At 36.9% G+C, this 12,234-nt stretch carries 11 protein-coding genes; 6 read left to right on the plus strand and 5 right to left on the minus strand.

What is annotated here, in order from left to right:
* Positions 1–132 precede the first annotated feature (132 nt).
* The 4 genes from arsC to DLJ74_RS09765 form a co-directional block, all read right to left on the minus strand.
* A complete protein-coding gene (arsC, locus tag DLJ74_RS09750) occupies positions 133–552 on the minus strand; it encodes an arsenate reductase (thioredoxin) (protein WP_109984308.1) in 420 nt (139 codons plus the stop codon).
* A 29-nt stretch (positions 553–581) separates the two neighbouring features.
* On the minus strand, positions 582–1,880 hold the full coding sequence (locus tag DLJ74_RS09755; RefSeq protein WP_109984309.1) for an arsenic transporter: 1,299 nt from the start codon (positions 1,878–1,880) through the stop codon (positions 582–584).
* 13 nt (positions 1,881–1,893) lie between these two features.
* Positions 1,894–2,238, minus strand: a complete 345-nt coding sequence (locus tag DLJ74_RS09760; RefSeq protein ID WP_109984310.1) for an ArsR/SmtB family transcription factor — start codon at positions 2,236–2,238, stop codon at positions 1,894–1,896.
* Positions 2,239–2,389: 151 nt separating this feature from the next.
* The gene (locus DLJ74_RS09765; protein WP_109984311.1) at positions 2,390–2,761 is read right to left on the minus strand and encodes a DUF1360 domain-containing protein; all 372 of its coding nucleotides are present in this window, start codon (positions 2,759–2,761) and stop codon (positions 2,390–2,392) included.
* Between the two features lie 176 nt (positions 2,762–2,937).
* Between DLJ74_RS09765 and DLJ74_RS09770 the strand changes: the two genes are divergently transcribed.
* Positions 2,938–3,123 carry a type Z 30S ribosomal protein S14 gene (locus DLJ74_RS09770; RefSeq protein WP_109984312.1) on the plus strand — a complete coding sequence of 62 codons (186 nt, stop codon included), beginning with the start codon at positions 2,938–2,940 and terminating at the stop codon, positions 3,121–3,123.
* A gap of 109 nt (positions 3,124–3,232) precedes the next feature.
* The gene (locus tag DLJ74_RS09775) at positions 3,233–4,393 is read left to right on the plus strand and encodes a CAP domain-containing protein (protein ID WP_245902307.1); all 1,161 of its coding nucleotides are present in this window, start codon (positions 3,233–3,235) and stop codon (positions 4,391–4,393) included.
* Here DLJ74_RS09775 and pulA read toward each other — a convergent pair.
* Positions 4,390–6,486 carry a type I pullulanase gene (pulA, locus tag DLJ74_RS09780; protein WP_109984313.1) on the minus strand — a complete coding sequence of 699 codons (2,097 nt, stop codon included), beginning with the start codon at positions 6,484–6,486 and terminating at the stop codon, positions 4,390–4,392. The genes DLJ74_RS09775 and pulA overlap by 4 nt on opposite strands.
* Positions 6,487–6,632: 146 nt before the next feature.
* Here pulA and glgB point away from each other — a divergent pair, with 146 nt between their 5' ends.
* Genes glgB through DLJ74_RS09800 form a run of 4 tightly spaced genes read left to right on the plus strand, consistent with a single transcriptional unit; the run spans position 6,633 to position 12,233 of the window.
* Complete coding sequence (glgB, locus tag DLJ74_RS09785; RefSeq protein WP_109984314.1) at positions 6,633–8,537, plus strand: 1,4-alpha-glucan branching protein GlgB; 1,905 nt, start codon at positions 6,633–6,635, stop codon at positions 8,535–8,537.
* Positions 8,534–9,679, plus strand: coding sequence for a glucose-1-phosphate adenylyltransferase (locus tag DLJ74_RS09790; protein ID WP_109984315.1), 1,146 nt, complete (start codon positions 8,534–8,536; stop codon positions 9,677–9,679). Before glgB ends, DLJ74_RS09790 begins: the two co-directional genes overlap by 4 nt.
* A 14-nt stretch (positions 9,680–9,693) precedes the next feature.
* Complete coding sequence (gene glgD / locus DLJ74_RS09795) at positions 9,694–10,788, plus strand: glucose-1-phosphate adenylyltransferase subunit GlgD (protein WP_245902323.1); 1,095 nt, start codon at positions 9,694–9,696, stop codon at positions 10,786–10,788.
* A gap of 14 nt (positions 10,789–10,802) precedes the next feature.
* Positions 10,803–12,233 carry a glycogen synthase gene (locus DLJ74_RS09800; RefSeq protein ID WP_109984317.1) on the plus strand — a complete coding sequence of 477 codons (1,431 nt, stop codon included), beginning with the start codon at positions 10,803–10,805 and terminating at the stop codon, positions 12,231–12,233.
* Position 12,234 lies beyond the last annotated feature (1 nt).

Below are 12,234 nucleotides of genomic sequence, written 5' to 3' on the forward strand. Positions count from 1 at the left end.
TTAAAGTATACGTATAACTTCACGATCAAGTGTTATTTGCACGGATAATTACAGTTGAAATGAAATAAGAAAAAGCAGGTCAACTAGGCTACATTTTTGTAACACCTAAACTGATCTGCTTACCCCTTAAGTTTATTTTCTTGTTTCCGCAAACTTCTTAATTCTATCCCCTATTTCATCTCGAACTCTTTGAAATACTTGCCACTTTTCCTCTTCCGTTCCGGTTGCATTCGCAGGGTCATCGAACCCCCAGTGCTCCCGTTTTACGTTTTGCGGAGTTATGGGACACTTGTCGGCTGCATCTCCGCAAAGTGTTACAGCCAGCGTTGATTCATTAAGAATTTCAGATGAGATGATCTCAGACTGTTGATTAGAAATATCAATGCCGACTTCCTTCATTGCACGCACTGCGTTTGGATTCAATCCATGTGCTTCAATCCCCGCACTATAAACTTCCCAATCATCACCTAAGTATTTTTTTGCCCATCCTTCTGCCATTTGGCTTCGACATGAATTTCCAGTACATAAGAAGTAGACTATTTTTTTTGCCATCTTTTATCTTCCTTTCTTTGATCATTTGGTTAAAAAACTACTAGTGTCAGATAGAGACCGAGTAATGTTATAAATAATATTGGAATCGTTAATATAATCCCTGTTTTAAAATAGGTTCCCCACGATATTTTTACCCCTTTTTGGGATAACACATGAAGCCATAATAAGGTTGCTAGGGAACCAATTGGTGTGATCTTCGGGCCAAGATCAGAGCCGATAACATTCGCATAAATCAATGCTTCTCTCATAACCCCCGATGTATTGGTTTCCGCAATAGCGATCGCATCAATCATGACAGTTGGCATATTATTCATGATGGATGACAGTATAGCAGCAATGAACCCCATGGAGATTGTCGCTATAAATAAACCTTGCTCTGCACTTTCTTGAATGGTTTTTGCCAATAAATCTGTTAATCCTGCGTTCCGTAATCCGAATACGACTACGTACATTCCAATGGAAAAGAAAACAATTTCCCACGGTGCCCCTTTAATAACAGATGTCGTATGAACCGCTTTACTATTTTTTGCCATCCACAGGAAGAATATAGCGATTAGACCCGCTACAATAGAAACAGGCATTCCAATAAACTCACTCAAAAAATAACCTATTAATAAAACCACTAATACATACCATGACAAATAGAACATCTTCAGATCCTTTATAGCATCAGAAGGTTGCTTTAACTGGGTTACATTATATTGTCTAGGAATGCTCTTCTTAAAATAAACAAATAATACCGCAATGGTTGCAATTAATGAAAATAAGTTAGGAATAATCATTCGTGAAGCATATTCCACAAAGCCAATATTAAAAAAGTCTGCTGATACAATATTAACTAGATTACTAACAATGAGTGGTAATGATGTAGTATCGGCAATAAAACCACTTGCCATTATAAATGGAAAAACCATTTTTTCTTGAAAATTCAGATTACGAACCATTGCTAATACGATAGGTGTAAGTATCAGTGCTGCCCCATCATTAGCAAAAAATGCCGCAACGACCGCTCCTAGTAAACTGATATACACAAACATCTTCCATCCATTACCCTTTGCAGCTCTAGCCATATGTAAAGCTGCCCATTCAAAAAATCCTATTTCATCTAAAATTAAGGAAATAATAATAATGGCAACAAATGCAAGAGTGGCATTCCAAACAATACCTGTTACTTCTAGTACGTCCTGAAGGCTCACCACTCCAAATATTAAGGCAAGGAGAGCACCACCAGAGGCAGACCATCCAATGGATAATCCTTTTGGTTGCCAGATTACCAATACTAAGGTAACCAAAAATATAAGTGATGCAAATAAAACGGTCAAAGACAAAACACTTCCCCCTTTAACAACATGAAATTCTAGTTCCTTTTTTCTCTAATTCTATTAATTTATCCTTTTGACTCGGGAGCTCCTGCAGAATTTGTTCAACAAAATGAAAATAATCATTTTCTGTATTTAAGGAGTAAAAAATCCATTGCCCCCTCCTTTGTTCTTTAACAATGCCTGCATCTTTTAATTTTCGAAGATGCTGGCTAATAGACGGTTGACTCATTTGAAAAATTTCTACAAATTCGCAAACACAGCATGTATGATTTTCTAATAATTTTACTATCATTAGTCGGGTTTTATCTCCAAGTAATTTTAGAATAGTTGCCGCATTCTCAATGTTAACGGTTGTTGTAATCACTACATACACCTCCATTTCTTTTATTAATATATAATAATATGCTTATATATTGCAAGCTAAGATTTCCTAAATGCGAAAAGGAAACGTTTGTAAATATGGATATGTAAAAAGCCTGCCCTATTAAATGAGAGGGCAAGCATTGTTATCTTAATTATCTTTCACTAAACCATTTCACCAGCTTTGTCCCAACACCGACAAAGGTTTCTAATATCGCCTGTCCACCAGCGATTGATAAAATAAATATAACAGGCCATGAAAAATCCGGTATCCATATAAACGCAATCGTAATAAATATCGCACTCCAGATTCCTGCACACCAATAACAATTCAACAGATAGCCAAATTTCGATGTAGGTACTTTCTTAACATGCTCCTCCCCTTTCTCATCTGTTACTATTTCCTTTTTTAAAAATGGATTTCGAATAAATTCGGTGATCTTATCAAAAACGATTAGATGTGTTAAACGGTAACTTGCTAACAGGAGGATGAGATAAGTCAACCAGTCAATATCTATACTTTTCATACAATTCCTTTCCCATGCTAAAAATGATTATCATTAGTTTGGTGTACTAATTAGTAGTTTATACATCCATTCCCCATTATTTACTTATCACGTTAACCTATGTTATAATATTCTTCTACCCAAAAAATTTCATTCCCTTTAAATAAATTATTTTCTAAAGAAAGGAGTTGGATACGATGGCTAAAACATCAATGGTAGCAAAGCAAAAAAGACCACCAAAGTTTAAAGTGCAGGAATATACTCGCTGTGAGAAGTGCGGTCGTCCACACTCTGTTTTTCGTAAATTTAAGCTCTGTCGGATTTGCTTTCGAGAGCTAGCGTACAAAGGCCAAATCCCTGGCGTCAAAAAAGCAAGTTGGTAAAAGAGAAGAAGCCAGCCTAAAACGGTTGGCTTTTTTGTATTCTTGGAGACTATTTCTTCCATAAACTCTATGTATCTCATCTTGACATAGTTGTCCATACTATTAAAAGTTGCTACAATATTTTCGTAGATGTAGACAGGAGGTAATTCCGTTCAAAATACGTAGTATATTAAGTCTATTACTGATAATTGGTGTTATTTGGTATTTTTATGGTGATGATTATGAAAGGGCCGGCTTTCAAGGAGTTACTAGTGAGATCCAATCAGATCTCCAATCGATAAAAGAAAATCCGATTATAACAAATACGATTGATACGATAAGTACAGGAATTAAAGAATTATTCCATGAGGTTTTGCCTGAAGAGCGATCAGAAGGCCAACAAGTGGAAGAGAAACCAAATTTAGAATCCCCTTCCACTGAAATCTTTTCTATCCACAATGTAGAGCTAAAGGATAGCCGTGCAGATGTGGAAGCAGAAGCTGGTCCACCTAAGCGCTCCTCTTTAAATGAGTACGGAGTCAATTGGGTAGCCTATCACGAGAACTATCAAAACTTCTTTATGGTTGCTTATGATGATAAAAATCAAATCGTTGGATTATTTACAAACCAGGATTTGTTCACCTCATCCGAAGAAATTTCTATGAAAAGCAATCAAAAAGAAGTAATAGCAGCACTTGGTGAACCTCTAGATTCCATTGATAAAGGGCTTGTGCGTTACCAAATAAACAAAGAACAAGCATATGATGTTTTCTTATTAGATGAAAGTTATGTAACTATTTTCTATGATAAGCATGAAAACAATACGATTACAGCCATTCAAATGATTAGTAAAGATCTTGAGCAACAAAAGCAAAAATATTTTGCCGAGCCTAGTGAACAACTAAAAGAAGGCTTTGAGCTTCAATTATTTGATCTAACAAATGCTGCTCGGGTGCATCACGGACTTCCTGTTCTAGCATGGAACGAAGAGGTTCGACAAACTGCTAGAGACCATAGTACAGATATGGCTGATCATAATTATTTTAGTCATACGAATTTAGCGGGTTTATCCCCATTTGATAGAATGAAGGAGGATCATATTCGCTTTCAAATAGCCGGAGAGAACCTAGCGTCTGGTCAGCCTAGTAGTATTTTCGCACATGAAGGCTTAATGAATTCAGAAGGACATAGAGAAAATATTTTAAATAATAAATTCGAAACACTCGGTATCGGGGTTGCCTTTAATCAAGATTCCCAACCATTTTATACAGAAAATTTTGTAACGAATTAGCGATATTTCAAAAATATCGCTAATTCATATGCGTCCAATTCAGCAGTTTGTTGTAATAAACAACTGATTGGCGACTTCGAGTCCCTTAGATTACTGATCCATTTTGTCCATCTTCCATGTGAAGGCATCGTTATCTGATGTTTTATGTTGGTTGGATTAATGACAATAACGAAATCCTTCTTCTCTCCTAAGAGAAGATAACCTACTAAAGGGACAGGAACCTGGATAAAGTGAACTCTCTCCTTTATCTCCTTAGCTGTCTGTAATCGAAAATGATCGTGCTGTTTACGTAATTGAATTAGCTTCCGTATCCATTGAATATTCTCGTCTTCCCTTCCCCGCTTTCTCCACTCCATTTGGTTAACCTTATCTCCAGAAAGATAACTATTTTCATCACCATTTTTCGATCGGAAGAATTCTTGACCTGCGTGTAGAAAAGGAACACCTTGGCTTAATAACACTAAACCAGTCGCAAGCTGATGCATCTTCCTTCTATCCTCTTCACTTATTGTTGGATTCGATAACTGTAATTTGTCTAGTAATGTATGGTTATCATGACACTCCACATAGTTGACAGATTGAAGTGGACAGGAAAACATGGGTGTATGAAATCGATGATCACACGAGGCGGTAATTAGTGCCGGGAGGAAAGATTCGTTTCTTCCTTCTCCATTTACATAACCTGTACTGGTACTGTAAAAGGTATTTCCCTTTATTTGGTCTCTAAAATGATCATTGAAATAACTCACTTCTGGTAGCTGATCTGCTTTTTTTAACGTGGATAGCTGTGATTTATCCAATGCCGTGTCAAGCTCCCATCCTTCTCCTAAAAGTAGGATGGGTCTATTTTCTTGACTACATCTCGACTGAATCTGTTTCATTGTTTCTAAATCCACTAATCCCATTAAATCGAAACGAAAACCATCCACAAGATATTCCTTTAACCAGAAATCTACGACATCAAGAATGAATTTTCTCGCCATTTTTCTCTCTGTTGCGAGGTCATTGCCAGTTCCACTCCCATTGCTTACTGAACCATTCTCATGAAAACGAAAATAATATTCTGGAACGAGTTTCTCAAAAGTAGAGTTCTCATACTGGAAAACATGATTAAAGACTACATCGATAATAACGGACATTCCCGCTTCATGGATCGATTGGATCATTTGCTTACATTCTATTATTCGAGTTATCGGATTAGATAGATTACTTGCATAGCTTCCCTCTGGCACAAAATAAAATAATGGATCATATCCCCAATTATAATCCTTTTCTGGTTCGGTTTCGTCCACCCGTGCAAAATCCATAATTGGCAAGAGCTGAAGGTGCGTGATACCTAATTCCTTTAAATAAGCTAATCCTGTTGAATAACCTTCTGCATTTCGCGAATGCCGTTCCGTAAAACTAAGAAATTTCCCTTTATTTTTTATCCCACTTTCAGAACACATCGACAAATCCCGAACATGAACCTCATAAATGATAGCCTTATCCTTTGTAATTTTCGGATAAGTTATTTCCCTGAAATGAACTGGATCTGTCTTTGCCATATCCACCACTACGCTAGCATTGCTATTTGCTGTAAGACCTCTTGCATAAGGGTCATTTACGATTCTCTCTTTTCCGGCAATGGTTACAGCAAATTGATAGATGTTCCCATGTAAGTCCCCAGGTAACCAGATATCCCATACTCCCCTATCGTTTCTCCTCATTAGGCGTCTTTCACCCTCCATTATTATTTCTATATTGGATGCGGTTGGTGCCCATAATGTAAAAGCTGTCCCATCCTTTTTATAAAGAGGGCCAAGTGTTGTCTCACTAGCTGTATACTTATTTTCAAACCATGTAGTACGAACAATGTTTCTAGGAAAGATTGGATACTTCTTGTTCTGAATAGCTACAAATGCCTCTTGAATAAGGGAAATGTTATCCACTAAATAAACGAATAATTGGTCCTCTCCTACTTTGACGACATCTTTTATTGGCATAAATTGGTTAGAGATAAATATACTTAGTGATGGGCTGACCAAATCATGATCTTTCATTCCTTCGAGCGTTATTTTATTGATATCATCTATCCAAGCAGCTATATTCATCTTACATTCCCTTTCTGTTTAGCTATTAATTTTTTGTAAAAGAACCTTACGTAAGGTTATATAAAATGGAACTAATCATAGATTAAGAAAAGACTCTACCTGAATTATATACAAGAATATGGATGTTTGACTGGAAAGGAGTTAATATGACTAAGCAAATCTCTGAAGAGGATGTTTACCTTTTTCATCAAGGTACTCATTATTTTAGTTATCAATTTCTTGGCTGCCATAGAGATGGTGTCAAAACGAGGTTTGTTGTCTGGGCTCCCCATGCTAAAAAAGTAGAATTAGCTGGTGATTTTAACGATTGGTCTGGAAAAGGTTATGCCCTAACTAAGCTTGATAATGCAGAACTCTGGTACGGAAGCTTCCCAGATATACAGGAAAATACTCGATACAAATATCGGATAACTGCACCAAACGGCGATACATTTTTAAAGGCAGACCCCTATGCCTTCCGAGCAGAGCTTCGACCTTTAACCGCATCTGTAATCCCTTCTTGGAAACAGTATATGTGGGGAGATCAAGAATGGGAATTGCTTAAAGCAGAAAGCGATCCTTATCATTCACCACTTTTGATCTATGAGCTTCATGCGGGCTCGTGGAAAAGAGATGATCAAAATCTACCTATATCCTATCGTGTATTAGCATCACAATTAATCCCATATGTTAAAGAGTTGGGCTATACCCACATTGAATTATTACCCTTGGCTGAACACCCACTTGATGCGTCATGGGGCTATCAAATTACGAGTTATTATGCCCCAACATCTCGCCATGGATCCATAAATGATTTAAAATATTTCATCGACCAATGCCACCAGCATCAGATCGGGGTGATCATCGATTGGGTTCCAGGGCATTTTTGTAAGGATGATCACGGACTTAGACAATTCGATGGGGAAGCATTATATGAATATAAGGATCCAAAAAAAGCGGAAAAACCACTATGGGGAACCCTCACCTTTGACTATGGAAAGCCTGAGGTTCAAAGCTTTTTAATTTCCAATGCAATTTATTGGTTAAAAGAATTTCATGTTGATGGTCTAAGGGTAGATGCTGTTGCAAGTATGACTTCATTGAATTTTGATCGCCCTGACTCAGAAGAAAAACTTGTCAACAGCTTTGGTAATGAACTAAATTTAGAAGCTATCGCCTTTTTACAAAAATTAAATGAGGTTGTATTCCACTATTTTCCTAAGGCACTGATGATGGCAGAAGATAGTTCAGATCTCCCTCTTATCACTCACCCTACCTCTAAGGGTGGAATTGGCTTTAATTTTAAATGGAATATGGGTTGGATGAATGACTTACTAAAATACATGGAGCTAGATCCCATTTATCGAAAGTGGCACCACCAGCTACTAACCTTTTCAATGATGTACCATTATAGTGAAAACTTTGTTCTTCCACTATCTCATGACGAAGTCGTACACGGAAAAAAGTCATTATTAAATAAAATGCCTGGAGATCAGTGGCAGCAATTTGCAAATTTACGGCTATTATATGGTTATATGATGGTACATCCAGGAAAGAAGCTGCTCTTTATGGGTGGAGAATTTGGACAATATATAGAATGGCGCTTTCAGCAAGCGTTAGATTGGCATTTATTCGATTATCCCTTTCACCATGCCCTCTTTCATTATTTAACTGAATTACATAAATTTTATCACCATCAACCATCTCTTTATCAATTAGACTATCATCCATCAGGTTTTCAATGGATTGATCCTGATAATCATGAACAGAGTATTTTCATTTTTATTCGTAAAGCTCTTGATTTAGAGAACCATTTATTAATTGTTTGTAATTTCACACCAGTGGTCTACTATGATTTTAACATCGGTGTTCCCACTCCTGGAACCTATCGAGAGTTATTTAATTCTGATGCGGCCTGCTATGGTGGTTCAGATCAAAACAATACTGAGATCCATTTTAGTTTTCCAGAGGGATGGCACGGCCAAGATCAACATATAAAAATAAAGGTTCCACCACTTGCGATTTGTATTTTCCAACAAGTACTGGAATCCACAGAGGAGGAACTGGAATGAAAAAAGAATGTGTCACAATGCTCTTAGCAGGAGGAGCTGGTACGAGATTAGGCATGTTAACGAAAAATTTAGCAAAACCAGCTGTCCCTTTTGGTGGAAGATATCGAGTTATTGATTTCGCCTTAAGTAATTGCTTGAATTCAGGCATGAACACAGTAGGAGTAGTTACACAGTATTCTCCTCTCGTATTACACCGACATATTGGAGTGGGAAAGGCTTGGGGGTTAGATCGATTAGAGGACGGATTAACTATACTTTCCCCTTTTACAACCTGTGATGGAGGATGTTGGTATCTCGGGACAGCAGATGCTATTTTTAAAAATTGTCATTTTATTGACCAGTATCACCCTGATTATGTTTTAATTCTATCTGGTGATCATATCTACCAAATGGATTACAACCAGATATTAGCACAACATAAGGAAACGGAGGCAGATGTAACGATTGCTACTATGGAAGTACCATGGGAGGAAACCTCTCGATTCGGCATTTTAAATACAACGAAAAATTTAAGAATCTACGAATTCGAAGAAAAGCCTTCTCAAGCAAAAAATAACCTTGCCTCTATGGGAATTTACGTCTTTAATTGGGAGGTTTTGAAGCTTTTCTTAGAAAAGGATGCAACAAAGGATCATTCGGATCATGATTTTGGGAAGGATATTATCCCTGCCATGCTTGCAGATGAGCTTCATTTGTATGCTTACGTATTCGAAGGATATTGGAAGGACGTTGGTACTATCCAAAGCTATTGGGAGGCACATATGGATTTATTAAATCCTAACAGTACAACAATACTCGAGCATGGTAAATGGAAAAATTATTCCCGTGATTCCTATCTTGCTCCTCAATTAATTGGTGAAAATGCCGTTATTCGTCATTCCTTAATTAGTAATGGTTGTATCGTTGATGGGACTGTGGAGGAATCTGTTCTCTTTGAGAAGGTGCAAATTCATCAACATGCGATTATCCATCAATCCATTCTACATCCAAATGCTCAGATCGGGGAGCATGTCCTATTAGATCGTGTTATTGTTCAAGAAAATGTGACGATCCCTGATCATACCAAGATTGCAGCGAATGAAGAAGAAGAACCAATTGTCGTATCTAACGAAAATATAAACTCCATTCTATTAATGAGGTGATATTAGTGGCATCTATGATTGGATTAATCAATTTAGAACACGAAAATGATCAATTTAAAGAATTAACCTATCATCGTCCCATAGCTTCTATCCCATTTGCTGGTAGATACCGTTTGATAGATTTTACATTGTCTAATATGGTTCAATCTCAAATTCACGAGGTTGCTATTTTTACTCAGAATAAATATCGTTCCCTTATAGGACACTTAGGTTCAGGTGCTGATTGGGAATTAAATAAAACACATGGCGGTTTATTCCTCTTCCCTCCTCAAGCGCATCATTCTACAAACATTTCCCAAGGGGATGTAGGTCATTTTTATTATAATCGAGATTTCTTTGAAAACAGCTCTGCAGAATATGTGCTAATTAGCGGCAGTCAATTTGTTGCCAATTTGAATTATTTACCACTGTTCCATTATCACCTAGAAACCGGTGCTGATGTTACATTACTAACTACCCAACACGACATAATACAAGAGCTTAAGAACTGCTTGAAGTTAGAACTGGACAAAAACAATAAGGTAATTGCGATTACGAATGATAAACAGAATCAAGAAACCTTTTGTGGTGTTTATCTATTACATAAATCTCTGTTGTTAGAGCTTGTAGATGAATGTGTCGCTAATCATAAAAGCTATTTCTTCTGGGATGGTATTAGAGCGAATCTAGAAAAGTTACATATAGCAGCCTATCATTACGATGGTTATCATTCGATTATCCATGATGTTGCTGGCTATTTTAGACAAAGCATGAAGCTAATTAAACCCGAAAACTATAGACAGCTTTTCCGAAACTATCCACCTGTTTTTACAAAAGTAAGTAACCACCCTCCAACAAGATATCAGCATACAGCTATTGTTAAAGATTCACTTATTGCAACTGGGGCACTTATTGAAGGTACTGTCGAAAATAGTATCCTTTTTCGTGGGGTGAAAGTGAAGAAGGGTGCCGTTGTAAAAAACTCGATTATTATGCAAGATGGCGAGATTTCCACCGATAGTCAGCTGGAAAATGTCATTCTTGATAAACAAGTAGTCATAACGAAGAATCAGATGCTAAAAGGTTCGATAAAGCATCCTTATATCATCGAAAAGAAATCTATTATTTGAGGAGTGCTGAAACCATGGAGAAAAAAATTTTGTTTGTCGCTTCTGAATGTACCCCCTTTGTCAAAACTGGTGGCTTAGCAGATGTTATTGGTTCCTTACCACAATCGTTAAACCAGCTTCCAACGATAGAAACAAGCGTCATTCTCCCCTATTATGAACCCGTTATGAAACCATGGATGAATAAATTAGAAGAATTATTCACCATTCCCATAGAGGTCGGTTGGAGAAAGCATTCGTTCACACTATATCAATTAGTGCATAAAAATGTTCGCTATTACTTTATAAAAAATCATTATTACTTCTCTCGTGATGAGATTTATGGTTATGAAGATGATGGAGAACGCTTTATTTTTTTTAGTCAAGCTGTCTCGGAAGCTCTAACTTGGATTGATTTTAAGCCAGACATCGTTCATGCTCATGACTGGCAAACAGGTTTAGTGATGGCATTTTTGAAAATTCTCTATCCCAAATCAGATTATAACACCGTCTTTACCATTCACAATTTAAAATACCAAGGAGCGGTACTGAAAAAGGATTTTCCTGATCTATTTCAAATCAGTCGGGAGCATATTGGTGGTATGGAATGGAATGGTCATATTAATTGCATGAAAGCAGGAATTTTTCATGCAGATAAAATAACTACCGTTAGCCCAACCTATGCAGAAGAAATCAAAACAGCCTATTTTGGAGAAGGCCTTGCTCCATTACTTAAAGGAAGACAAAGGGATTTGTACGGTATCCTAAATGGTATTGATATAAACGAATACAATCCTGCAAAAGACCCTTTTCTTTATCGGAATTATACGAATGAACGTGAGCGAAAAAAAGAAAATAAAATATTTCTCCAAAAAAAATTGGGCCTACCTGAAAATGGTAATGTACCTATGTATATATTGATATCTAGATTAGTTGAGCAAAAAGGACTTCACTTGCTACAAGCTATTATAGATGAGTTCTTACAAGAAGATGTTCAATTTGTCCTACTTGGTACAGGAGATTATTTATTTGAAGATTTTTTTTACCATGCTGCAGAACGTAATAAGGATAAAATGGTTTGTTTTTTGGGGTTTGAAGAGAAATTGGCAAGGGAGATGTATGCTGCAAGCGATTTTTTTGTCATGCCATCCAAATTTGAACCATGCGGTCTCACACAAATGATTGCACTTCATTATAAAGTTGTTCCAATTGTCAGAGAAACCGGTGGATTACAGGATTCGGTTCTCCCTTTTAATGAATACACATTAGAAGGCACTGGTTTTAGCTTTGCAAATTACAATGCACATGACCTCTTACATGTTTTAAGATATTCCTTATCTGTCTATGAAGATGAGCATAAGTGGAATAGCCTATTACGTAATGTTGAAACCTGTGACTTCAGCTGGGAAGCATCTGCTAAAAAATATGATGCATTATACGATGAGATCATGATTTCGGAGGGGACTTGAA

This window comes from Gracilibacillus dipsosauri (genome assembly GCF_003176895.1).
Classification (GTDB): Bacteria; Bacillota; Bacilli; order Bacillales; family Amphibacillaceae; genus Gracilibacillus; species Gracilibacillus dipsosauri.